We start from the raw sequence: 25757 nt of genomic DNA, 5'->3' as shown, positions 1-25757 counted from the left end.
AAAAAAATTTTGAATTTAATTTTAAAATTGCGCAGCGTCTACTCCGACACCCGTTTTCATGTTCTTTCATTGCCGTAATAAAGGGCTTTCAAGCCGTTTTTTAGTAAATTTTTAGTGTTTAAAACTTGCATTTTCAGAAAACCTCTTTAGAATAGGTGTTGTTGAAAGGTAATATATCAGTTTTAATTTTTAAGGAGATAATATAATGACTGAAAAAATTTCTAACACAACCCTAAACTCAAAAGAACAATTCGAAAAATTTATCTTAGACTACTTCTCAAAGAATCAAGTACTCGAAGGATCATACGAAACTAACGCATACTTCGAATACTATACGGTTCACTACAACAGTTCTAAAGGAATCATCATCACAATGACTACTGGATTAACTGTTGCAGCCGGTACACCATCACTACCATTGAAGCAAACTGAAAACATTTCAATTGAAGACTTCCGTCAACTACTTCTTAACAAGAAGTTCGCTGAAAAGGGCAAGACTTTAGCAGATGTATTTAATAACTTTACAGGAATCACCACTGAATAATTTTCAAAGCAAAAGCTCGACACCGTTAAGGTGCCGAGCTTTTTTTAATCATAATTATTCGAGACTGGCTTACCAAACACCGGAAATCCATTCTGATCCCATGTAAATGGTTGAACCATCGTATGCCTATTGGGGTCGTATAGTGGGTCACCATCAATATCTTTGTAATCACGGCAATGATACACAATCAGGTCTTGCCGCCCATCTTCTGACTTGGTAAAGGAATTATGGCCAGGACCATACTGGTGATTTTCTGGATTACTCTCAAATACAGGATGGTCTAATTTCGTCCACGAATCTGCATTAAGTAAATCTGAGCTATCCTTCGCATACAGCATTCCTACACAGTAATTTTCATCGGTAGCACTGGCAGAATAGGTAATAAACACCATACCATTTTTTACTATCACTGCCGGGCCCTCATTAACCGCAAATCTCCGTTTTTCCCAATCAAAAGTTGGCGTGCTTATCATCACCGGCTCGCTACCAATAGTCCATGGATTCTTCATCTGCGCAATATATAAGTTGGAACTGCCTTCGATTGCTGGATCTTTTTGTGCCCAGACCATCATTAAGTTACCATTTAGCTCAAAAACAGTTTCATCTAAACTAAAACTATCAATTGGGGTTTCAATCTGCCCTTTTTCCACCCATCCCGAGAAGTCCATTGGATTTTCTAGATCTGAACTTATGCAAAACATTCTATGTGGGTGATCAGCACCACCATTGGAATTAAACACAGTACTTTCAGCTTCAAAATAGATATACCAAACTCCATCAATCCAATGTATTTCAGGCGCCCAAATCAAGTTATCCATTACTCCAGGCGTTTCGTGTTTTTTCCAAATTGTCCTTGGAGTCGCGTGAGCTAAACCATTAATTGTCTTTGCTCTGCGTAATTCAATTCTGTCATACTCAGGAACACTGGCAGAAAAATAGTAATACCCGTCAGAATGTTTATATATGAAAGGGTCTGCCCGCTGAACTACAACGGGATTGATGTAATTAGTCATTGTTATGCTTCCTCTTTTCGAATGGTAATTCCAAAAATTCTTGCGGCTTTATCACTACCATAAAATTTCAACGGAATAATTGGTTCATTATTCAAATGAGTTATCTTCAACTTTTTAATGAAAAATTCCGACTTATCTAGCATCCACGGGTCGGGAGCAGCCACTGTGAATTGCTCCTTTTGATCACCAATCTGTAAGGCCACCACTTTGCCTACATCTGCTAAATTTAATGTCAGCTCAATTATCACCTTTTGTTTAATTTCGTTACGAAATACATAAGAGAACCAGCCATTTTCACGAGCAACCCGGTAGCGTTTGCCTCGAAAGGCGCCAATTTCAGAATAAATTGACTCAATTTGCTTATTATATTCAAAGTTGTTTTCATCAAAGTTAGTAAGCTCATCTACCACACTCTTTTGTCGGCTCCTAATTTTCTCAAGTTCACTTTCCCTTTGTTTGGCAGCTTCACTGCCTTCCTGTTGCCACTGAAAATACACGCTGTACCTTTTATCATATACTTGGTAATAAGGGACAAAATTAACGTCTTCTTCAATTCCAGGAATCGAAAACTTAAAGAGATAGCGTTCATCCGTCTTAGGTTGAGCTTTTGTCGTAACTTGGCTCTGCCAGAGACTAAATTTATCATTAGTAGTTAACGTTCCAACCGCTGATTCATCAGGTGTCGAGCTACGAACCAGAATACCAGTTGGTCGATCATCATCTAACTTATAGTCAGGCAATAGTCCGGCTAAAACGTACGGACCATATTTAAAAGATACATACTCACGATTATCAGGAGTTGATTCTATTGTGATATCCTGCTTAAGGTTAAGTGAAATCTCGCTTAATTGATTGCTTATTTCAACATCTCTAAATCCACTTTCTGATGATATATTTTCTGTCTGGTCGTTGATTGTTATTGAACTGCCAGACTTAGCCCACTCTGGAACCCTCAATTTAATTGACTTTATTTGAACTGGTTTTGATCTATCCAATGGACTAACCTTGATATCTACATGGCCAGTCTGTCTATTCGCTTTTATACTTAGATCAAGATTAATCTTTGGGTCATTCAATGTATTTGAAATATACATACCAATTATCAACGAACCGTTATCCAGGTAATAATACGAATCGGTAAGTTTGGTAAAGCTTTCAATTCCAGTTCCAGTACAGCACCAAAATTCATCAAATGGTCGGTTAAATACTTTCAAAAATCCTGAAGCCATTGGTTGAAAATAGGTCATCATCCCAGACTGTGGATTTTGAGATCCCATAATTGCGTTCAAATATGTCTTTTCGTAATAGTCCAAATACTTTTCATCTTTAGTAATTCGGTAAAGCTCACGTGTTAATTTAAGCATGTTATGCGAATTGCAAGTTTCACATGTTAAGCCACCATCTTCAATAACCGCATCATGATAAAGCTTATCAGCATCATGGAAGTGTTCTGCCTGACTGTTACCTCCGGTTACATAAGTATGGTGTTCTGTAACGATGTCCCAAAAATTCTTAGCAGCAGTAAAATACATATTTAAATTATTTAATTCTGTAGCTGAGAGATTTTCATTAGCAAGCTCACTCGAGTTATTAAACAGTTCATACCTTCGGATTGCTCCTAAGAGTTTAGGAATCGTGGTATTCGCATGCAATCCCGATAACACATCGTGGTTGTTGCTAAGCTCTTCAAATAATTTAACTTCATCAAAATATTGAGCAGCAATGAGATGGCGCTTGTCATTTGTGATGGCAAACAAATGATACAAAGCATCATTCATCCCACCATACTCAGTTTTAAGCATTTGATCTTTATCAGTTAACTTTGTTACTCGATTGTATACATAATCGCCGAAATTTTTGGCGGCATCCAAAGCTTTACTTGCCAGATTTCCATCGATTTCTTGCAAATTATCGTAGGTCATTATTAAACCAGCTAATATCTTATGAAGGTCATACCAAGGCACCAAAACATTTTCTTTCTCTGAATCTGAAACAAATTTCCCTTCAACTTCATCTAAAGCAGATTCTCTAAAAGCAGAAACATATCCATAACTATCTGGATGATTGTTTCCATATACTTCTTGGGCTGTAAATATTCCGTTGACTGACTGAGTCAACTTATCAATTAATTGATCCTTAAGCTTAGAATCTTTAGTTTCAACAATTGATTGAGATAGTGCCGATATATAATGACCAAAAAAGTGACCCCTAAAGTTTGTACCATCATTGCGCTCCCAACCACCATACGAATCAAGGTTGCCTGGTACATCAATACCAGCGACATTAAAAAAATTAACCAAAAATTTATCTGGGTTCAAACTCAATAAGTAATTTTGAGTATTTTTTTGGTATGTCAACAACTCATTATCTTGCAACAAAATATTTGCAGTTTCGACAATATTAATCATTTTTATAACTCCCATCAATCTGTGGTTGGCTTTCTACAATTATCACCGAATATTTTGGAACCTCAACTTTTAAGCTATCAACTTCATACTCTTTTTGGCTTAGAACATTTTCCTGCCCAGTCAAATTTTCAGATTTTGGATCACCTGATAGTTCATGAATCTTTGCACCAACAAAGATTGGATCATCTAAAGAAACATCAAATGAATCATTCGTTACATTTACCAATTTTAAATAATATTCTTTGTTATTCTTATCAAAAACTAAATTATGGTAAAGCGAGTGAATAACGGATGGTGATATGTCGATATCATTCATTATTTCCCCGTCAATATAAGTCTTGACGTTTCGTTTTCTCACCTGAATTTCAAACTGATATTCCTTGTTTGTTTCCATTGACCAAGCGCATTGATCCCATTCACTTTGATCATTTCCTGAACCTAACTGTCTGATGATTGAATCCTGATTTTCCCAACCACCCAGAATCCATTGAAATTGATTATTCACGCCTTGCTTGCTAAATGCCAAGTGGAATCCCTTATCAGATCTACCACCAATTCGTTTTGCTTTGAATTTGATGCCATAGGATTGGCTATCAATACTGAATAAATCAATGTGGTTCTTATCACTTATCGTCGCAGAATCTAAATGATAAGTTAAGTTATCTTCGTAGTTAGTTAGAGTTGCACCATAAAATTCAACATCCGCATTGTCTCCTTCTAGTCCGATGGTGCCACCAAATTTATTTTCCTTAAGTACTTTATTCCTTTGCTCGCCAGAAACCTCATAAGCAACATCGTTTGTCCCTTGAAAATTCATAAATGCCTTTTGGACATAGTAATTGACACTCGGACAAACTTCCTTTTGGTTGAAGAAAATCAAGTCTGGAGACCAATTAACGTAAGCAATGTTTGCCAATAAAGGAGCGTAGCAAGCTAGTCCAACCTTATTTGCATTTTTCTCTAATGAAGTCATAAATGCTGCCTCGGCCAGGGCATTTTCCCAACGGTTAGCCTTTGACGCATATTCCCCAATAAACGCCTTGGGTCCGTTAGAGTCGTAATTATCATAGCGTGAGTAATTCGCATAAAACCAGTCTGGTGCCATGTAGAAATGTTCATCTACAAAATCCGAGCCGTTCGCTACCGCACTTTGCCAGCCTCTGTTAAATTCCTTACCAGAAGCAAATGGGCCGCTCGAATTGATTAGTTTTATGTCAGGATACTTTTCCTTGATTGCTTTGTGGAAGATTGGATAACGATCAAAGAATTCTTGACCTACCTCCTCATTTCCAATTGCCAAATACTCTAGGTTAAATGGTTCAGGATGTCCCATTTCAGACCTTAAACATCCCCATGTCGTATTAGTGCCACCATTTGCAAATTCAATTAAATCTAATGCATCTTGAACCCACTCGTTGAGCTTGTTAATTGGGGCTGCTCGATGATGATGAGGATCGTAACCACCAGGCAAAACCGGAAGTGGCTTAGCGCCAATATCTTCTGCAAATTGAAAATACTCAAAGAATCCCAATCCGAGAGTTTGGTTATATCCCCACTTGTTTCTCCTCGTTGGGCGATGCTCAACTGGGCCAATCGAATTCTTCCATCTATACATTGAGTCACGGTCATCCTTATCCAAGGTACCGTCGTGCACTAAACAACCACCAGGAAATCTAAGGAATTTCGGTTTCATTTCCAATAATACTTTGGCAATATCTTTTCGGACGCCATTTTTACGATGCTTAAAAGTATCAACAGGAAAAAGCGAAATCATATCAAGGTTTACATCCTGTCCTTTGGGGATTATTAAGACTAATCGCCCTCTGGAAGTTGTCGTATTCGCAGTTAACCGACATTGATATTTTTGCCAACGTAATTTCGAAATCTGAATCGTCTCTCGCTGGCTTATTTCATTGTTTTCATCATCAATTAGCATAACCTCGATTGCAAATGGTTGCTTTGGATTAGCAAACAACGAAAAATCATATTGGCTTTGGATTGTGAGGGCCATCCCATCATTAAACCCAAAATTAGTCACCGTTACTGGTCCACTACCTGAATCTACGTGCAGATAATGGAGATTTTGACTACCTAGCGAATCATTGCTCTCAACAGAATAATGAAATGTCCCACTGACTTTCCAGGAGTACAGAGGCTTATAAGCTTGATTATCCACATGTTCAAACTCAAATGACCTATTTTGCACCATTTCCGCATATAGACCCCCGTCTGCCGCATGATTAATGTCCTCAAAAAAAATGCCATAAAGATCATTAAGTTGAACGTCAGTTACGTTTTTAATTTTGAACTTGAACATCCCAAAACACTCCTTAAATGCAAAAAAGGAATAATTTTAACAGTCTAAAATTATTCCTTTTTAACCAAATACTATCTAACTTTCTTAATGAACATAATTAAAATTGCACCTAACAAACTGATAGCAAAGGCGCATGGGAAGATTGCTCGATATCCGCCAAGATAAGTAACAATCAATCCGGCAACCACAGTACCAGCAATTTGTGACAAGGTGTTGGCCAAGTTAATGAATCCCATATCTTTACCAGCAGTTTCCTTGTTAGGCAAAACAGCTAAGTTCAAAGCACCATCAACGGCATTGTAAACACCATTGGCAATGGCAGTCATAATTGTCATTGCATACAAGGTCCATACATGAGGAGCAATGAATGGGAAGAATTGACCAATTCCCAATACAGCAGTTGATAAGGCAACAGGTAACTTCAATCTACCCATCTTATCAGCAATAGGTCCTGAAATCGCGGTAAATACAAGTCCAAGTACTAATTGAATTGACGCAAATGTTGCTAATGTCTTACTAGTTGTTCCTTGACTTAACTTCATGTAATCAGTCAAAACGAACAGCATGTATGCGTTGGTAATTGTTCCACCCATAACCATTGCTAACTTACCAAGAACGGCCAACCAGTAGTCTCTTGATCCTGAAGTTGGTAATGAGAAGTGAGTCCAGATTGTTGACCAACTAAACTTATCACGGGGCTCATCGAGATTTGATGGCTCTTTAGCTAACAGAACATGGATGATACCCATTCCAAAACCAATTCCAGCCATTACGTACATACCAAGTTTAGGATTTGAAAGGAACCCAGCAGCAATCATTGCAACAACTTGGATTGCCGTGTAACCCAATCCATATAATGTTGAAATGGTTCCCCGCCATTTAGGAGCAATTCGATCGGCTTCCTGGGCAACCATGGCTGCGGCAACGGCATTTTCGGCTGCAGCTACGATACCCCAACAGATAACAATTGCTAACATGTTAGTTAAGTTGGCAACCAAGCAAATCATTCCTGATTCAATTAACGTACCAAATAAAATCCAAGGTTTTCTTTTACCAAACTTACTTCTAGTTAAATCAGAAAGAGCACCGAATAAAATATTAGAAACGGCAGCTACGATTGATGTTACTGATGCTAAAATTGCAATTGCGGCAACCTTTCCACTAGGATCGATTTGGCTAAAATATTGTGGCAATAAAGTATTTCTAACGTTACCAGCTGGTGCCAACCAAACGAATGGTCCAATAAACATTGCTAAACCAAATAGTTTAGGGAACTTTGGCTGCTGTTCGTTAGTGACGTTTGCATTTGTTACTTCTCCAACAGATACTCCTCGGTTTTCAGAAGCAGTATCCTTATCGGTAGAATTCTTGTTCATGATTAACCCTCCCCAGGTTAGTAACCGTTTTCATTTTCTTGAAAAATAAGGAAAAAATCCTTACTTTAGAGTGATTGTTACTACACTCTTTGGTGCCATCTTTACTGAAACCTTATTATTTGATAACTCGGCTCCATCAAAGTCTTGTTCTGTAACTACATCTGGATTATCAAATGTGTTATGAGAATCAATTTTATCGGCAGTAACTACCTTTGAGTACACGATATCACTGTACTTGTTATCGAGATCAAACTCGATATCTTGGGACTTATCCTTATCGTAGTTAACTATTGAAACTGTTAATTCACCATTTTTAATTGATGCGGTGTAAGAAACATTTTCGATTTCTTCGCCAAACCCTTCAACCAAATCAGCATCCATATGCTTTTGATACATATCGAATACATAATAAGTTGGAGTTTTGATCATTTTTTCGCCATCAGTTAAAATCATGGCTTGCAATACATTGACTGTCTGGGCAATATTAGCCATTCTTACACGATCTGAATGCTTGTGGAAGATATTTAAAGTGATTGCCGCAACCATTGCATCTCGAATCGTGTTTTGTTGATATAGGAATCCTGGGTTAGTTCCAGGTTCTGAGTTAGTCCACATACCCCATTCATCAACGAACAAACTAACACGTTTATCAGGATCATATTTATCCATGATTGTTGAATGCTTAGTTACCAATTCATCCATCTTTTTAGCATTTACCATTGTTGAATCCCATTGTGATTCTGGGAATCCTGTGGCATCACCTTTATTACCATCACCCCAAGTGTTAGTTGGTAGGTCATAGTAATGAAGGCTAATTGCATCAAGAAATTCACCGGCAATCGACATGATCTTATCAGTCCACTCGTAGTCATCTTCATTAGGTCCACAAGCTACCTTTACAATAGGTTCATCTTTGTTGTATTGAGGAACAAACGCTTGGTATTGACGGTAAAGGTCACTGTAATATTCTGGGCGCATATTTCCACCGCCACCCCAAGATTCGTTTCCAATTCCGAAGAACTTAAGTTTCCAAGGATCGTTTTGACCATTTTCGCGACGCCAATTTGCCATTGGTGACTCGCCTTCCATAGTCATGTATTCAACCCATTCAGCCATTTCCTGAATTGTTCCGCTTCCCATGTTAGCAGCCACATAAGAATCAGCCCCAAGCTGTCTTAACAATTCGAAGTATTCGTGAGTACCAAATGAGTTATCTTCAGTTACATCACCCCAATTGGTGTTAACGATCTTTTTTCGTCCTTCTTTAGGGCCCACACCATCTTTCCAATGATAAGTGTCTGCGAACAATCCGCCTGGCCACCTCAGTACTGGCACGTGGATCTGCTTCAAAGCTTCCACAACATCAGTTCTCATCCCATTAACATTAGGAATCTTCGAATCCTCACCTACGTATAGGCCTTCATATATTCCGCGACCAAGATGTTCTGAAAATTGACCGTAAATATACTTGCTGATTTTATTGCCTTTTTTATTAGTTAGCAATTCAATGGTCATTAATAATTCCTGCCCTTCATGACAAAATCTCTTGTAAATAAATATGTTAATTAATATCGATATTATTTTTAACAACGTTAATATAGCGCTTTCATCCAGCCGTGTAAACGTTATTTCAACAAATAAGGGCTTTTTTTGGACGAATATAAGTCTATTTGTTAATGAAAATTAGACATTCTTAAAGTAAGCGATTACAATGTTAATAAAATCATTACGAACGGAGTGTTGGAATATGGACATAGATATCTCAGATCACTCGCTGAATGTTTTCTCCGCATTAGATAGTCCGGTGCGAATCAAAATTATCCAGTTACTATCTGAACGAAAAATGAACGTCAGGGAGATTTCTAAGGAGCTCAACCTTTCTAGTGCAATCACAATCATGCATCTAAATAAGTTAGAAGCTGCTCACATTATTGATCGTGAAAAGAAAGGAACTCAGCGAATTTCCAAACTCCAGGTTGATAAAATCAATATTTCATTCCCCAATCAACTTTATATTCCATATAAAGATTGGCGAATTGACCTTCCGATTGGCCAATATACAGCTTACGATGTTACCCCATCCTGCGGGCTAGCTGGTCAAGATGGCTTTATTGGCAAGGTAGATAACCCAAGTTACTTCATGGATCCAGATAGATATGCAGCTGGAATGATTTGGTTTTCTAAGGGTTTCGTTGAATACCAAGTCCCTAATTATCTTACTGATGAACAGTCGCTGGAAATGATTGAGTTTAGTGCTGAGCTCAGTTCAGAATTTCCGTTTTCAAATAATGTCTGGCCATCTGACATTACCGTTTCACTGGACGGTCAGGAGATTGGGACTTGGACTAGTCCTGGTGATTTCTCAGATATTCGTGGGAGATACACTCCGGACTGGGTTTATAACGATATGAACCAATATGGGCTGTTAAAGTCTTTTAGAATTTCAAAACACGGATCATTTATTGATGGTCAACGTTCAAGCGACACATTAATAAGTGACCTAGATTTAACAAAAAACGCATGGCCCCTTAGATTTGAAGTAAAAGATAGTTCTGAAAACGTTGGTGGGTGTACAATTTTCGGAAAGAATTTTGGTAACCATAACCAAGGAATTAAAGCCAGATTCTATTACAAAGATATTGTGCCACAATAAAAAAGGTGATAATTAGAACGTGTTAAACATTCTAGTTATCGCCTTTTTATTACCAATCAATTTTTTGTTGCTTGCCTAAAATTAAGTCAATTTCAGTCAATTCATCATCAGAAAATTCAAGATTCTCCAACGCCTTAACATTGTCATCAATCTGCTCTGGTCGGCTAGCGCCAATTAGCACGGATGCTACCTCTGGTCTTCGTAAATTCCATGCTAAAGCCATTTCTGCCAAAGTCTGGCCTCTACGATTGGCCACTTCATTAAGCTGTTTAACGGCAGCGAGGGTCTCATCAACTTGTGTTTCCCCTAAAAATGGACTCGTGGATTTATGGGCACGAGAGTCTTCCGGAATACCATTAAGATATTTATCTGTTAATAATCCTTGCGCAAGTGAACTAAATCCAACGGCAGCCTTATTTAGCTTGGATAGGACTGGAAATAAATCATTCTCAGAACCGCGTTGAAACATATTATATTGAGGTTGCGAGATAATAAATGGTGTTCCTAAATCTGAGAATACCTTTGCAATTCTCTCTGTTTGCTCACCATTATAATTAGAAATTCCAATATAAAGAGCCTTGCCGGAGTTTACTAACTGATTCAGCGCCCTAGCAGTCTCCTCAACCGGTGTTTCTGGATCATACCTGTGTGAATAGAAAATATCAACGTAGTCTAAGCCCAGTCGTTTCAAACTCTGATCTGCACTCGCAATAATGTTCTTTCTTGAACCCCATTCACCATAAGGACCAGGCCACATGTCATAGCCAGCTTTAGATGAAATTATCATTTCATCTCGATACGCCTTCATATCATGTGCCATTATGCGACCGAAATTTTCCTCTGCACTTCCTGGAATTGGCCCATAATTATTTGCAAGGTCGAAGTAGGTAATTCCCTTATCAAACGCCTCATGGATAATTGCCTTTTGGTTTTCAAAAGAATCAACGCTACCAAAATTATGCCACAGTCCTAGCCCCAAAGCAGAAAGCTTAAGACCACTCCTACCAACCCGGTTATAAATCATATTACTATAACGTTCACTATTTGCAGAATACATATTACTCTCCCTTATGCCTTTTTATTTAGCTTTAGCAATAAACAACTGTGAGGTAAAGTCCACACTGCCGGTTCGCTTATCCCGATTAAAGTGTGAGACAAAATATCCCGCATTCATCAATTCGTCACCGTAATACACGTGCGGATCATTATTAACTTGATATTGGGCGTCTTCTTTAAGGCCTTTAAAGTATAAGCGAATATAGCTGTCATTCGGTCTTTGCAAAGTTTGGTATAACCCAGCAATTGCAACTTCTTGATTTCCATCGACAACTTCCCATGATGAATAGCTTCCGCGAGTGTCAAATGGACTTTCAATTCTATAAAACTTACCAAATTGAAATACCTGACGATATTGCTTATAAAACTCGACTTGCTCTTTCATCTCAGCCAAAGTATCGTCATCCAGACTGGTAATATCCAACTCATATCCAAAGTCACCGAAGAAGGCCACGTTTCCACGAGTAGCAAGTGGTGTTTGTCTACCGTTCAGGCCATTAGGAACTGCCGAAATATGAGCTCCCATCATGGACAATGGATATCCGTATGAAGTTCCATATTGGATCTTAATTCTTTCAACTGCATCAGTATCATCACTCGTCCATGCTTGCGGAGCGTAGTACATCATTCCCAAATCAAACCGACCACCACCGGAAGCACAAGACTCAAATAAGACATTAGGAAACTTATCAACTAGCTTCTGGTAAAGCGAATATACACCAAGAATATATCGATGGCCAAACTCTAATTGCTGGTCAGAAGTAAGCTTTAACCCAAAGGCCTCCGTAATGTTTCGATTCATGTCCCATTTAATGTAATCAATTTGATTATCTTTAATAATCTTAGCCATTGACTCAAAAAGGTAGTCAACAACTTCAGTTCTAGACATATCTAATACAGACTGGTGGCGTTGTGGTGTTGGCTTTCTTCCAGGAGCAACCACCAACCACTCAGGGTGTTCCCGATACAAATCACTATTTTGAGAAATCATTTCAGGTTCAAACCACAGTCCAAATTTCATCCCTAGATTATGGATTGACTGTGATAAATGACCCAACCCACTTGGAAATTTGTCATGGTTAACTTTCCAGTCACCTAATGAACTGGTATCATCATTTCGTTTTCCGAACCAGCCGTCATCAAGCACCATCATTTCTATTCCGAGTTTCTTAGCTGTTTCCGCAAAACTAGTTAACTTCTGTTCATTGATATTAAACTCAGTTGCTTCCCAGTTATTAATCAAAATTGGTCTAAGTTCGTTAGCAAAGTTAGGGTTAACTAAATGCCGTTCATAAAATTCGCCTAACTGTTGGCTAAGTTGGTTAAATCCATCTGCACTAAAGCTTAACACCGCCTCTGGAGTTTGAAATTCTTGGTTAGGTTCCAGTTGCCACCCAAACTCTTCAGGATTAATTCCCACAAGGACCCTGGTCGTTCTATATTGGTCTACTTCAACACTATCAATGAAGTTTCCCGAATAAACCAAGTTAAACCCGAAGGCAGCTCCTTGATCTTCATTAGTATCATGACGAGCTAAGATAAAGAATGGGTTTTCTTGATGACTGGACGCTGTCCTCAAACTACCTATCTCTTGAATCCCATCATGAATTGAATCTCGACTCAACTCGCGCTCACGTGCCCAAGAACCGTGAAAATGAATCATATCGTACTCTTTGTCAGGCAAGTCGAGTTGTAAACTCAATGCTCGGTTAAGAGAAAGAGTGCTTGAACCTTGATTGACAAACTTTGTTGAACGCACAATGACATCTTGATTTGGAAATACAGAATAATTAAGGTAAACATTTAATCCCGTTAATTTATCAGTTAACTTAATTATTAATGATTTAGCGCCATCCCCATCGTCATCAAATGTTGATGGTAGACCAGCATCTATCCGAGACTTTCCATCTAGTAACTGATAACTATCATAATTCAAGACGGTAATTCGACTTCCATTTGGTTCTGTCACTTTAAATGCCGGCTTGCGAAAATCACCAGTACCAAAGTTTGAGTATTCTTGCTTTATCATTTCTAATTGGAAGTCATTATGCTCATCATCCAATGCAGGTATGGCGTTTCGCCACTCACGAGATTGTAGATTATCATAATTATCACTTGAATGAACTTTCTTGCCATAGTAGATTTGGCCAAGTTGGCCGTTCTCCATCACACCAAAAATGTAGCTGGTATTTTTAGTTTGTAAATGAAAGATTAGCTTTTCATCATTAATTGTTATACTCATTTATCGAGATCTCCCTTACCGTTTTCATTATTGAGTGGATTTGAAACTTCAAATACATCATCGCCACTATTAACACTTCCTGAAGTAACAGTTAATTCATTGCTGGTATAGTGAGCAGAATTTGAAATTGCCACCATGACAGTGTCATCAATATTGGCCTGTTTAATCAATTGATCTGAAAATTCAATTAACTTCTGGCCCCTAACGATCCGGTCACCTTGCTCAACAAATTGAGTAAAACCATTACCTTTCAGTGTTACTGTTTCGTTACCAATATGGATCAAAGTTAAAACTCCACTATCCGACTTCAAGCCAATGGCATGTCTGGTTGGAAACGTTGCTTCTACCGTACCATCAAAAGGAGCAATTACCGTTTCGTCACTTGGTTTAATTGCAAATCCCTTACCCATTGTTCCATCAGCAAATTTCGTTGATTCGACTTGATCTAAGGGCATGATTTGACCGGAAACTGGTGCCTTGATAACAGTTAATGAAGAAACCTTTTCACCCTCTTCAGAACCGTCTAAATGTTTATGCCAAGTTTTCTCAAGCTCATCAACAATTTTTTCATGTTGCTTTTCATCAAGCGTTACCTTTTTGAAAAATACAAATGTTCCTATCAGAATCAATAAAGCTGGAATTCCAAACATCATTAGCTTAAAAATCAGTGCCCCGTGAGGTGTAACATCGTTAGCTGTAACTCCGGCTGTCATCCCAGCTAATACTGCAGTTAACCCGGCAACCCCGTTTGAAACAGCCCCACCTAATTTATCTAATAATGGGCGAACAGATAGAGTTAATGATTCATCTCTGTGACCAAATTTTAATTGACCGTACTCAACTGAATCACTAATAATCATTAAGACAACTAAGAAAATTAATGGTTGTGGAATATAGAACAATACAGCTGAAATCAATACAAGTGTTAATGATTGGCCTGAAAATGCGAAAAGAATTATCGAGGCAATCATAATGGCAATTGAGATAAAGAAAACGTTTCTTCTACTAAATTTTTGTGCCATTGGTGGAAATGCCAATACAGCAAAGATTCCAATAATTGAATTAAGTGTAGCTAAAGAACTAAATTGCAGTGGCTTTCCTAAAATATAGGTAAAATAGTAAAGCTCAAGCGAGTTTGTAATTTGGATTCCCGCCGTATAAAGGCCATACGTCAACGATAACCACATTAACTGATCATTTCTTCCAAGAACTTTAAAGACATCCTTGAAACTAGTCTTTTCTGCATTCTTTCTTAAATCAGTATCAGTTTCTTTAGTTCCAACACCAACAGCAACTGCAGAAATCCAAGAAATGACGGCAATAGTCAACCCGAATACAAACCAACCTCTAAGATCTCCTTGACCATGGTTACTATTTACTGAAAACGCCAAAACAAGTGGCATAACAAAAATTCCCACAATGTTGGCACCAATCGTTGAACCGACTCTGGCAAATGTCGCGGTCTTTTCACGCTCCTTGGTATCAAACGAAATCGCTGGAATCATTGACCAAAAACCAACATCTTTAAATGAATAAAAAATATCCATAGTGATATATAAAATTGCAAAGATAATCAAATACATAATTGGACTAGAATTATTTAGGCCACCCATATTTGAAAATAAAATTGTTAATACAATTGATCCAACCGTTCCACCAGCAAGAATCCATGGCTTAAAGTGGCCCCAACGACTGTTTGTATTGTCGATCGTATTTCCAATAAATGGATCGATTGCTAGTTCAACAAATCGAAGAACAAAGATAATTGCCGTGATATAGGCGATCATTTTCGCATTCTCGCCACCAGCAGACTTATCAAACAAATGTGCCGTAACAAACATAATAAAGTACACAGAAAGAGTGTTGTAAAACATATCATGTCCAAACGCTCCAAATGCATATGATAAACGCGATGTTAGCTTTTTCGCTGTGCTCGGTCGTGCATCCATAAATAGCAACCCCTTTTTTGTTAAGTTTCGCCTATTAATGTAAACGGTTTCTTAAACAAAGTCAAGATGTTTTAATTAAACTATTGAAATTTATCATCACTGTTTACCTTTTGTTTAGTAAACAATAGATAAATGTTTAATTTTGAACGTAACTATGCTAGACTGAAGGGAATGAGAACGCTTGCGAAAGAAGTGATTACTATTGACAACCATTAGGGACATATCAAAGGCCGCTAAAGTTTCTCCAGGTACTGTATCTAGAGCTTTAAACCCACAAAAAAGCAGTTCCGTCTCCGAAGCTACCAGAGTAAAGGTAAAGACAATTGCCAAACAGATGGGCTATTCGCTTCCAGAAAAGCGAACTAATCCCAGTGATACCGGAAGAAATATTGATGGGCTTAGCTTTGCATTAATAAACACCCACACTATTGAAGAAGAAACCAAGGATGAATATTGGCGATTAGTGAGACTAGGAATTTATAAAGAGTTGGAAAATCAAAAAATCAGTCTCGACAAGGTAATTGACTTAAGAGACGGTCTCAATCCTTGGGATATTGCTGATTTTGATGCTGTTTTAATTGTTGGTACAATTTCAAAAGCAACAGCTCAAAAATTGTCCGAGGTAAACCCAAATTTATTAGTAGTTGATGGTGGAATCAATTTAGACCATTGTGCCCACACAATTGATACAAACTTTGCAGAGCTAACTCAATCAACTTTAGACTTATTAGCAAAAAAAACTAATAAAGATATTGCAATGATTAGCGGTCACCGCCGCGAAGTTGATTTGGATGGAACCGTGAATGATAGTGTTGAGGATCCCCGAGTTGCTGCGTATAAGCAGTGGTGTGTAAACAATAACCGTAAAGAACTTTTTGTAAACACCAACTGGTCTAACAACGAGGCTTTGAAGCAAACTGATAACCTACTAGAATCCGAGGGAGATAATTTAGGTGCGATATTCGTCAACTCAGACTCGCTTCTAGCAATTGGGACACTAAAAAGTCTACGGAATCACAATATAGACGTCGGCAAACAAATTCACCTTGTAAGCTTTGACGACATGGATTTTGCCGCACTTCTCTCACCTGCACTAACAACAATTTCAATTCCCAAAGTTGACTTGGGAAAAGCAGCCGTAATTAAAGCGAAATCAATTGCCAAATCTCTTGAAATGAACTGGACTGAGCGCACTATCATCCCAGGAAAGATTATTTTCAGAGATACATTTACTCAGGAATAGAGGAAAAGGACTAATCATGAAATACAGAAGACTTGGTAATCAAGGAATCAGAGTTAGTGAACTAGCTCTCGGTAGTTGGATGACTGATGTTAGTGACGAGGCAAAACAACAACTTGCTGCCGAAAGTATCAAAAAAGCCTACAATAACGGGGTTAACTTTTTTGACTGTGCCGATACTTACAGTGGCGGTGCAGCTGAACGGTTCCTAGGAAAAACACTGAAGCAATTCCCCCGCAAAGAAATTGTGCTTTCTAGTAAGGTGTATTTTCCAACCGGCAGTGGAATCAATGATAGAGGTCTATCACGCAAACACATTATGGAGTCGATTGATCAATCGCTGAAGAACTTACAAACCGATTATTTAGATTTATACTTTTGCCACCGATTTGATTCCAATACTCCATTGGAAGAAACCCTTACGGCGCTAAGTGACCTGGTTGATCAAGGCAAAATTTTATACTATGGCGTTAGCGAATGGCGACCAGTTCAAATTTTGGAGGCTCAGTTAGTAATCGAACGCCTCGGACTTCACCCAATGAGTGTAGTCCAACCCCAATATAATATGTTTGATCGCTATATTGAGCACGAATTAATGGATGTGTGCGATAAGCTTGGACTGGGAATTGTCCCATTCTCTCCATTGTCGCAAGGCTTGTTAACTGGAAAATACCGTAAGGGTCAACAAATCCCCGCTGGTTCCAGAGCAACTTACCAAGACCAAATTCAAGCGCTTTTGACAGAGGAAAACTTAGATAAGGTTGAGGAACTTGTCCTAATGGCCAAAGAGCTCAATACTGACCTAGCAACATTCTCACTAGCATGGGCATTACGTGATCGACGAATATCAAGTTTGATTACGGGTGCTTCAAAACCAGAGCAACTCGCAAATAACCTGAAAGCAATTGACTTGGAAATCCCTGAAGAATACTTTAGTCGGATCGACAAGTTATTTGGATTTAAAAAGTTTGATAGAAAAATCGGGTAACAAAATACAAAAGCCCCTCAAAGTTGAAGTAAAAACTTTGAGGGGCTTTTGTATTTAAAGTTTTAAATTAATTGTCGGTCGAACGTCTAAAGAATCAGATCTTTGTTCGCTATCCATCTGGCTTTACCTCTTCGGAAACACCCGATTCAGCCACTCCATCGGCAGCATCATGACAATAACGTAGTTTACAATCACACAACCCATCCACAGCCATGAACTCCAAGCGTTACCTTGAAAACAAACAGACAATAAAGGCAGCCCGATTGCTTGGGTAATAACAAATGCAAGAAAGGACTGGTCCTGTGTGTAGTATTTTCGTGAATTTCCATTATGAATCACCTGGCGAATTCTTTCGAGTGAGTAAAAAGTAAGCAACGTTACAATAACATCAACTATCAGCAATCCACCAACCGACAATTTGAGTGCTGACATAAAAACGGAAATACTAGATAGTAATACTGAAACAGCCAGTAACAGAATCTGCTGGATCAATATTTTAGAATCGAATTGCAAAGTCAATTGTGAAAGTCCCCATTTCAATAATCAAGATTATATTTTAAGGATATCATCAATTACAGCACCAATTCTTCATACCTATTAGTCTTAACCGTTTGTTAAAACTAGCCTTTTGCCACTTGTCCCCTAACAAACACTTGTTTAATGTCATGTTTCGTTGCCTGATAGATAATCTTTTCAAATGTCTGGTCCAACGACTCATCTTCAAATTTAGTCAATGGGGCCTTCACAACTTGTAAATCCGCTAAGTAGCCCGCCTTGATTTGACCAGTTTTTAAATGTAATCCCTCGGCACCGCCAACAGTTGCTAAATAAAAACCATTCTTTGCGGTGATTTGTTGATTATCGGTCCCCCGCTCCTCAGGTGACAATTCTGGATCGACACCTTGGTGCAGCATACGTGAAGAAATGACTGACTGGCGAATATTTTGGTAAAGACTTGGAGAATAGCCACCAGAGATGTCCGTCCCCATGCCGACCTTGTTGTGTTGCTGTAATAACTTGCTAACTGGTAAAACCGCATCACCAAAGAAAACGTTAGAAATTGGACAGTGAGCCACCGCAACTCCCCGCTGCTTAAATCTCGTCAAATCTGATTGGTTCAGCATGGTTCCATGGGCCATCACAGACTTATCAGTCAACAGACCATACTGGTCAAGAACCTCTGAGTCACGCTTGTGGTAATGTTCCAAGGCAAATCCATTTTCCCAATCATTTTCACTACAATGTGACTGAATTGGAAGATCATATTTTGCAGCTAACTCCCCTAACCCCTTAAGAAGTTCTGGGGTACAACTAGGTACAAATCTTGGTGTAATAACTGGTGTCTGCTTTACCATTGCGGTTTGGTTGAGTTCTTCCAACTGGTGAATAAATTCCTCGGTCTGCTCAACCGCTACCTTAGCCGATGCATCCCGATAATTTTCCGGCGTTTCTTCAGGATTATCCATCGCCACTTTACCAATAAATCCACGTTGATTGTGACGGACACAAGCCTTTGCCAATTCTAAATTAGCTTCGTTATGAATTGTCCCAAAGTACAACGCAGTAGTTGTTCCGTTAGCAATCAGTTCGTTAACCAAATCATCATAAACTCGTTTGGCAAACTCAACATCCCGATACTTAGCCTCCATCGGGAATGTGTACACATCCAACCACTCATTTAGCGGTCTGTCTAACGCAACCCCGGCGTTTGGCCATTGTGGTGCGTGAATGTGAAGATCGATAAACCCTGGCAAAATATATTCATCGGGGTTCAGTGAAATCAACTTATCGCCGGCTACCGCTTCTTGTCTGACCGTCTCGAATTCGGCATCCGTTTCGTCAACAACTCTATCGATATATCCCTGGCCATCAATGCAAATCAACTGATGCTGCCGACACTCAATGTTGTCAGCATCGATTGACGTCATGGTAGGCCCCTCAATTACTTTTGCAATTGCGATAATAATCACTCCTTAGGTGTTGAATTAGTCATTGTCTGAATAAAATCTACACCTGAAGTATAGCATTGGAAAATGGAGAAAAATAAGTATTTGATTGTGAAAGAAACTGGGGGGGGATAAGCAAAATGTCCACATTATTTAGTAACTTAGACTTAATATCCCATCCATAAAATTTATGATAGGTTAGTAAGGTAATCAAATCAGTAACGGGGGATAATTATGAAAATAAAAAGATTAGCATTAATTTTATTAGCTATGCCACTTCTCATATCAATTCCAGAGAATGTCCATGCCAAAACCAAACGACCAACGATTAAAAAAATATCACACCGCCTTGTGGCGTCTTCAACCTATGTCACCTTTACCGGAAAAAATGCATTGTACAGTAAGGCTGCTCCACTGAAGGGAGCAAAAGTAGTAAGAAACAAACTGCAATTGATTCAATATGCAAATTCAAAGCGCGGATTAGATTCATTTATGCTACTTAGAACAGCGATCCTTTCAAACGGTAATATCTATAATAAAGTTCGGTCATTCGACAACAACATAACCGGCTGGATTTATTCTGGGAAAACTAAAAGCTATCAGTTTGGGCCATTCTACTATAAGGACAAAAAGCATACACGTCCTGCAGGTGGCCTGGCTGAATTCCGTACTTTGCTCAAATCTCCACTTACGGCTGCAGAAAAATCCAATTTTTACGAACTGGCTAAGCCTGGGACTGCAAACGATGGTTATTCAAAGGTTTACTCCATCCCATTCAACGTGTCTCCACTTGGATTGGGTGGCCCCTTAATTAACATGCCAGATAAAAATAGTTCAGAAAAATATAAAAATTATATATTTGTAATTACTGATGCGGTCACTAACGCTCGCGAAGGCGATCGCTGGTTGTCTGTAGCAAGCTTAGGAGCTAAAGACAATGCAAGGATTTCCGGATACATTCGTGACGGTGGCCTTAAAAAGATTGACTCGGTGTCACCTCAAGATGGAATCACTGTTAATTATGTAGACTATAATTCTGGGAAAACATTAAAAACGGTGATTGTTCCATACAGGCAAACGCCTGGCCAAACCGGAATGAATCTCTCGACTATTTACAACTACCAACAAATCCCTGATGGTTATGAAGCCGGAGACATGGATCATGACTTCACATCTAAAATCGCAACGAATGCTGCAAAGGGTTCAACCCAAACGGTTTATGTAGTAAAGAAATAATCTCGAAACTAAAAACAACGATAAAAGCACCCCACCAAAGTCGAAAAGCAACAACTTTGATGAGGTGCTATTTTTATGCGTCTCCCGAGAATCGAACTCGGATCATGAGGACCGAAATATCATAATTTATCCTGTCTAAGAGTGACTTATACACTTAGCACAAAGTTACTCACATCCGTCAGTTTATTAAAATCAAACATAATCAATAGCATAGGAAATAGTTTGGTAATTTATAATTGCCTAATTTAAAATATTCGATATCATTTTTTTAAATAATCGTACAAATTGGTTAGTTGCTTTTTTGCATCTTGATACCCAAACCAGTAAAGTTCCTCAAGTTTGGAAATATTTGATTCTAATCGGCCAACAGTCACTGGTTCTGATGGACTAATTCGAAAGACACTTTCTCCCTTAACTAGACGATCAAGGGTATCACACTGCCGGTTATACATAGTAGGTCGGTCGTTTAATGCCTTACCTAACGCTGGATATTCTTTAAAAAGTTCTGAATGATTTAATACGTTACTCATTTTTTTAGTGTTCTTTCGATAGGTATCTTCCCTAGTTCTGACTACGATAACTTTCTCATAACCGTGATTTATTGCCCACTGGTAGGGAATAGAATCGGTGATTCCTCCATCAAGATAAAAAGAGTCTTCTATGGCAACCGGTTTGGACACAAATGGCATGCTTGCAGAAGCTTGGATTGTAGATTGATAATCAGCGGCCATTGCCTTGTCAAAATAACGTGGTTTACCAGTCTTAATATCAGTAGCCACAGCGACAAAGCGTCGATTGTTGGACAAAAATCTTCTCGTATCAAATCGATTATATTGGTTTACTCCATTGAGGACAAAATCAAAACCAATTAGGCCATTATTTTTCATGATTGCTTTTAAACCAACATAACGACTATCGTGTCGATAGGCTAAATTAATCCTGATTGCTCGACCAATCTGGCCGGATACATAATTCATGCCAGTCAAAGCCCCTGCTGAACAGCCAACTGTACATTCAAAATTAAAATTATGCTCCATCAAACAATCTGTTACCCCTTGTGCATAAACTCCACGAAAAGCACCGCCTTCAATAATCAAGCAACCTTTTGTAATCACATTTGACGCAATACCAGAAGGCAGCTTGTCATAATTAATTTTTCCATTCATTTCTAAAACCCCTGTAATTCCAGTTACTAATTTTCAAAGCCGATTATACTAATCAAAGCATTGCATATTATTCCCCATCCATCATTTTTCACCGATTGATCAATCTATAGTCTAAATATTATTTACCCAGTTGCTTTGGCATGCGAAAAGCAATTATTAAATAGCGAACTGCAAATAACGTGCAAATAATTCCTAAAGCTGTAAACCAGCTACCATCCAATGGAGGAATTAGAGTTGCAAAGAATCCTAGTCCCTTTGGCATGAAAGTAAATATTGTTCCAAACAATGTGAACCATCCAAGCATAATTGTTCCATAGCGTCGACTTCCCATTTCCTGGAGCTTAAATGAAACAGCCAAGGCAAGAATTGCATTCGTAGACATCATGAGAATTAGACACATTTGGTCACCAAGTCCCAATCGAATGAGGAAAAACAGTGAGAACCCTAATGCATATCCAACTATACCATAACGCCATCCCTCACCTGTAGACACATCGTGTTTAAGATACTTTTTCCAAATAGTATTTCTTTCATATTTAACTGAGTAATACAATGAAAATATCTCAATTCCTACAAATACCACGCATCCTGCCCACAAAACCTCGAATAACCAAAAATGAACGGTATTAAACCACTGATGAAATAATAATGAAAATGTCAAATCATGACCAAAATACCAAGCATGCATCCAAAAATAAAAAGGTGCTTCCTTACCCTTAACCTGCATCACCATGCTAGTAATATACTGTGCGAATCCGAATGCATATGTCATAAATGCCATCAAAATTGCGGCTGACTCATTATGATATACAATGGACATCACTTGATTAATCGTATACATATTGTCATCTCCTTTTCTTATGTGTATTATTAAATCACATGTTTTCAACAAGTTTGCCACAAATTAGGAAGAAGTGTGTATTAGTAATGAGACGTCAAACTATCTTAGATCCACGTGTAATCCGAACTAAAAATGCATTGCGTAAAGCATTATTCCAACTTTTAAAAAATCACTTGGTTGAAGACATAACTGTTTCCGGTCTCTGTCGTCAAGCCAATATCAATCGCAGAACTTTCTATCTGCACTATGATAATGTTTTAGAGGTCTTCAGTGAGTATGAAGACGACCTGAAATTCCAAATTCGACAGACACTTTTGGCACCAATCCATGATGCACCAGCCTTAGTTGCAACATTCAATCAAATATTTGAAGACAATTTAATTGGTTTTACTTATATCTGTTCAAACCATCGACAGTATATTCTCCTGCAAGAGTTAGAGAATTTGCTTTATGACACATTAATGAGTGGTATTAGCAATCAAACTGACCAATCACGAGTTATCATGCGATACTCTTGCAATGGCATTATCAATATTTATATTTACTGGGTAAACCATCAAGATGCCTACACCTTTGAATCTATGACTAAGTCTTTAACTAAGCTTGTAAATAATAGTTTTACACTGTTGAATATGCAGTAGTTATGATAATTATGCTTTGTTTGGCATCAAATAATTATTTCAAATTTTTGTACTACTAATGATTTCCCCTTGGCAAAGAACAAACTTTAAAATCACCTCCGAAGAAGGATTACTTTTTGTATTTAGAAGCCCCGGAAATTGTCATGTTAACAACTTTCAACAAATTTACAGTTCTCCCACTCCTGGAGGCAAAAGAAAAGCCAGTAAGCTTAAAAAGCTTTACTGACTAATGAATGGTACTCTAATCAACTTGTATTGATTTTAGATAAGGATTTTTTTGATGCTCCAAATAGTCTGGAATTACCAGGTATGACAACATTTTACACTTATGCGTCCCCCGAGAATCGAACTCGGATCATGAGGACCGAAATCTCATGTGCTATCCATTACACTAAGGACGCCTTACATCTTTAAGTATAGTAAACGTCACGTTAAAATCAACCTAACCTTCTTTGGCAATGGCCTCCGCCTGGTCAGCTAAATACATAAACGTCATGTCTGCATTCTTCTTAAAGTCCTCGATTAGTGAGTCGGCAGCCATTGGCTTAATGGTATGGGTAACCCGGCCAGTAACAGTTAACACTTCAAGTTCATCCTCGTAACGGGCTGAGTCGTAGTGACCCTCTTCGGCTTCGTCTAAGTAACCTTGGAATGATTGCAGAATCGTGTCACGAATAACGTCATCTTCAGTAACGTTTTGGCCCTTTGAGTTAAGTTCTTTCACCTTTTCGGCAACTTCTGGCATTGATAAAGGTACATCTACTTCCATAATGATTCCTCCGTCGTTTATTTCTACCAATATTTTAACACGCAACCTAAAGGAATTAACCATTCCGCTTGCATTTAAACCGCGAATGAATGAACATATACATAAGATATTTTTTAAGGAGGACATAAAGTATGCGACCAGCAATTACCGTTGCAGAATCACGCGATTTAGATAAAAAAACCATTGAGGAAATTGGGATTCCTTCATTAGTTCTGATGGAACGTGCCGCCTTAGGAATTTATCACGATATGATTAATAACCCTGACTTGGACCTAACTAAGACATTAGTCCTCGTTGGTAGTGGTAATAATGGTGGGGACGCTTTGGTCGTTGCCCGCCTACTGTATACCCATGACTACGATGTCAGCATTGCTTTAGTTGGCGATCCTGACCACGCAAGTGAAGACCACGTCGCCCAACTGAAGGTCTGCCGTTACTATGACATTCCAGAGGTTGACGCCAACAGTGACTTCAGTGGTTACACCACAATCGTTGACGGTCTCTTTGGTAGTGGCCTTGCCCGCGAAGTTGAGGGTGAATACAAAGATATTATCGACAAGGCAAATGCTGCAAAAGCAAGCATTCATGCTATCGACATCCCTTCTGGTCTAAATGGAGACACAGGTAAACCACTAGGAACCGCCATCAAGGCAGCTTCAACTTCAACCATTGCTTACGAAAAGGTTGGAATGACCGAACCAGAATCATGGGACTACACTGGGAAAATTTTCGTCGATGATATCGGCATTTATCGTGGTAACAAAAGCGAAAACTAAATTATTCGTCATTTAGGAGGAACGGCCATGGATAAGAAGAACCAAGGCTATATGAACGTTAAGGACGCTGACCCAGACATTTTCGTTGACTTAAAGTACGCAACGACCGATAATTTCACGGGTCAAGTGGTGTATGACTTTGATCAAGCAATCGCCAGAATTGATACGGTGAAGAAATTAGCCAAAGCAAGCGAACTGATCAAACAGCAAGGTTACCGACTTAAAATCTGGGACGCTTATCGCCCAACCTACGCTCAAAAAAAGTTGTTCGAAGTTTACCCTGACCCAATGTGGGTAGCAGAACCCGATCCCAATTTCAGTCACCAAAAAGGCGTAACATTCGATATCACACTTGTTAAGCCCGATGGCAGTGAAATCGAGATGCCAACTCCATTTGACGACTTCAAGGGCGGCGCAAAACGCAACGCCACTTGGACACAAACTGCAACTAAAAATTACAACATACTAAATGATGCAATGGTCGCCGCGGGTTTTGACGGCTACGAAAACGAATGGTGGGACTTCAGAGATTCAGACATGGACGAATTTGGTCCCTTAGAAGTTGATCCAAAAGACTATTAATTCTGAGGAGAGAT

The 25757-nt window shown here is 38.7% G+C and carries 21 protein-coding genes and 1 tRNA gene; 8 read left to right on the top strand and 14 right to left on the bottom strand.

The window, feature by feature from the left end; genetic code table 11:
- Positions 1 to 205: 205 nt before the first annotated feature.
- Complete coding sequence (locus PL11_RS05580) at positions 206 to 544, top strand: hypothetical protein (protein ID WP_035167884.1); 339 nt, start codon at positions 206 to 208, stop codon at positions 542 to 544.
- Positions 545 to 588: 44 nt separating this feature from the next.
- Here PL11_RS05580 and PL11_RS05575 read toward each other — a convergent pair whose 3' ends face one another.
- The 5 genes from PL11_RS05575 to PL11_RS05555 all read right to left on the bottom strand — a co-directional run bounded on the left by PL11_RS05575 (position 589) and on the right by PL11_RS05555 (position 9173).
- Positions 589 to 1557 (bottom strand): glycoside hydrolase family 43 protein, encoded by a 969-nt coding sequence (locus PL11_RS05575; RefSeq protein WP_035167883.1) that lies wholly within the window; start codon positions 1555 to 1557, stop codon positions 589 to 591.
- Positions 1558 to 1559: 2 nt separating this feature from the next.
- Positions 1560 to 3965 carry a glycoside hydrolase family 127 protein gene (locus PL11_RS05570; protein ID WP_035167882.1) on the bottom strand — a complete coding sequence of 802 codons (2406 nt, stop codon included), beginning with the start codon at positions 3963 to 3965 and terminating at the stop codon, positions 1560 to 1562.
- Positions 3958 to 6282 (bottom strand): alpha-L-arabinofuranosidase C-terminal domain-containing protein, encoded by a 2325-nt coding sequence (locus PL11_RS05565; protein ID WP_052127822.1) that lies wholly within the window; start codon positions 6280 to 6282, stop codon positions 3958 to 3960. Before PL11_RS05565 ends, PL11_RS05570 begins: the two co-directional genes overlap by 8 nt.
- A 71-nt stretch (positions 6283 to 6353) precedes the next feature.
- Positions 6354 to 7658, bottom strand: a complete 1305-nt coding sequence (locus PL11_RS05560; RefSeq protein WP_035167881.1) for an MFS transporter — start codon at positions 7656 to 7658, stop codon at positions 6354 to 6356.
- Between the two features lie 60 nt (positions 7659 to 7718).
- On the bottom strand, positions 7719 to 9173 hold the full coding sequence (locus PL11_RS05555; RefSeq protein ID WP_035167880.1) for an alpha-N-arabinofuranosidase: 1455 nt from the start codon (positions 9171 to 9173) through the stop codon (positions 7719 to 7721).
- Between the two features lie 232 nt (positions 9174 to 9405).
- Between PL11_RS05555 and PL11_RS05550 the strand changes: the two genes are divergently transcribed.
- On the top strand, positions 9406 to 10311 hold the full coding sequence (locus tag PL11_RS05550; protein WP_035167879.1) for an ArsR/SmtB family transcription factor: 906 nt from the start codon (positions 9406 to 9408) through the stop codon (positions 10309 to 10311).
- A gap of 49 nt (positions 10312 to 10360) precedes the next feature.
- Here PL11_RS05550 and PL11_RS05545 read toward each other — a convergent pair whose 3' ends face one another.
- From PL11_RS05545 to PL11_RS05535, 3 genes are read right to left on the bottom strand one after another with little or no spacing between them, the layout of a single operon-like run.
- On the bottom strand, positions 10361 to 11368 hold the full coding sequence (locus tag PL11_RS05545) for an aldo/keto reductase (protein WP_035167878.1): 1008 nt from the start codon (positions 11366 to 11368) through the stop codon (positions 10361 to 10363).
- 21 nt (positions 11369 to 11389) lie between these two features.
- Entirely contained in the window at positions 11390 to 13609 is a 2220-nt protein-coding gene (locus PL11_RS05540) for an alpha-galactosidase (protein ID WP_035167877.1), read from the bottom strand.
- Positions 13606 to 15558 (bottom strand): sugar MFS transporter, encoded by a 1953-nt coding sequence (locus PL11_RS05535; RefSeq protein WP_035167876.1) that lies wholly within the window; start codon positions 15556 to 15558, stop codon positions 13606 to 13608. The genes PL11_RS05540 and PL11_RS05535 overlap by 4 nt, the downstream gene beginning before the upstream one ends.
- A gap of 202 nt (positions 15559 to 15760) precedes the next feature.
- On the opposite strand from PL11_RS05535, the gene PL11_RS05530 reads away from it, so the two are divergent.
- Together PL11_RS05530 and PL11_RS05525 are read left to right on the top strand one after the other, a co-directional pair.
- A complete protein-coding gene (locus PL11_RS05530; RefSeq protein ID WP_035167875.1) occupies positions 15761 to 16801 on the top strand; it encodes a LacI family DNA-binding transcriptional regulator in 1041 nt (346 codons plus the stop codon).
- 16 nt (positions 16802 to 16817) lie between these two features.
- Entirely contained in the window at positions 16818 to 17786 is a 969-nt protein-coding gene (locus PL11_RS05525; RefSeq protein ID WP_035167874.1) for an aldo/keto reductase family protein, read from the top strand.
- A gap of 123 nt (positions 17787 to 17909) precedes the next feature.
- On the opposite strand, the gene PL11_RS05520 is transcribed toward PL11_RS05525, so the two are convergent.
- Positions 17910 to 18326 carry a hypothetical protein gene (locus PL11_RS05520; protein ID WP_152639000.1) on the bottom strand — a complete coding sequence of 139 codons (417 nt, stop codon included), beginning with the start codon at positions 18324 to 18326 and terminating at the stop codon, positions 17910 to 17912.
- A gap of 80 nt (positions 18327 to 18406) precedes the next feature.
- On the bottom strand, positions 18407 to 19714 hold the full coding sequence (guaD, locus tag PL11_RS05515) for a guanine deaminase (protein WP_052127821.1): 1308 nt from the start codon (positions 19712 to 19714) through the stop codon (positions 18407 to 18409).
- 252 nt (positions 19715 to 19966) lie between these two features.
- On the opposite strand from guaD, the gene PL11_RS05510 reads away from it, so the two are divergent.
- Positions 19967 to 20968, top strand: coding sequence for a hypothetical protein (locus tag PL11_RS05510; RefSeq protein ID WP_035167871.1), 1002 nt, complete (start codon positions 19967 to 19969; stop codon positions 20966 to 20968).
- 260 nt (positions 20969 to 21228) lie between these two features.
- Here the strand turns inward: PL11_RS05510 and PL11_RS05505 are convergent, their stop codons facing one another.
- Together PL11_RS05505 and PL11_RS05500 are read right to left on the bottom strand one after the other, a co-directional pair.
- Positions 21229 to 22134, bottom strand: coding sequence for a patatin-like phospholipase family protein (locus PL11_RS05505; protein ID WP_035167870.1), 906 nt, complete (start codon positions 22132 to 22134; stop codon positions 21229 to 21231).
- A 118-nt stretch (positions 22135 to 22252) separates the two neighbouring features.
- Positions 22253 to 22975, bottom strand: coding sequence for a hypothetical protein (locus PL11_RS05500; protein WP_035167869.1), 723 nt, complete (start codon positions 22973 to 22975; stop codon positions 22253 to 22255).
- An 86-nt stretch (positions 22976 to 23061) separates the two neighbouring features.
- Between PL11_RS05500 and PL11_RS05495 the strand changes: the two genes are divergently transcribed.
- On the top strand, positions 23062 to 23616 hold the full coding sequence (locus PL11_RS05495; protein ID WP_052127820.1) for a TetR/AcrR family transcriptional regulator: 555 nt from the start codon (positions 23062 to 23064) through the stop codon (positions 23614 to 23616).
- Between the two features lie 329 nt (positions 23617 to 23945).
- Here PL11_RS05495 and PL11_RS05490 read toward each other — a convergent pair.
- Both PL11_RS05490 and PL11_RS05485 read right to left on the bottom strand, forming a co-directional pair.
- Positions 23946 to 24017, bottom strand: a tRNA-Arg gene (locus PL11_RS05490).
- Positions 24018 to 24058: 41 nt separating this feature from the next.
- The gene (locus PL11_RS05485; RefSeq protein ID WP_035167868.1) at positions 24059 to 24385 is read right to left on the bottom strand and encodes a hypothetical protein; all 327 of its coding nucleotides are present in this window, start codon (positions 24383 to 24385) and stop codon (positions 24059 to 24061) included.
- A 131-nt stretch (positions 24386 to 24516) separates the two neighbouring features.
- Here PL11_RS05485 and PL11_RS05480 point away from each other — a divergent pair, with 131 nt between their 5' ends.
- Together PL11_RS05480 and PL11_RS05475 are read left to right on the top strand one after the other, a co-directional pair.
- The gene (locus PL11_RS05480; protein WP_035167867.1) at positions 24517 to 25161 is read left to right on the top strand and encodes an NAD(P)H-hydrate epimerase; all 645 of its coding nucleotides are present in this window, start codon (positions 24517 to 24519) and stop codon (positions 25159 to 25161) included.
- A gap of 27 nt (positions 25162 to 25188) precedes the next feature.
- A complete protein-coding gene (locus tag PL11_RS05475) occupies positions 25189 to 25743 on the top strand; it encodes a M15 family metallopeptidase (protein ID WP_035167866.1) in 555 nt (184 codons plus the stop codon).
- Positions 25744 to 25757 lie beyond the last annotated feature (14 nt).

The sequence above is a fragment of the Lentilactobacillus curieae genome, from assembly GCF_000785105.2.
GTDB lineage: Bacteria > Bacillota > Bacilli > Lactobacillales > Lactobacillaceae > Lentilactobacillus > Lentilactobacillus curieae.
This window is presented reverse-complemented; position numbering and strand designations above follow the sequence as displayed.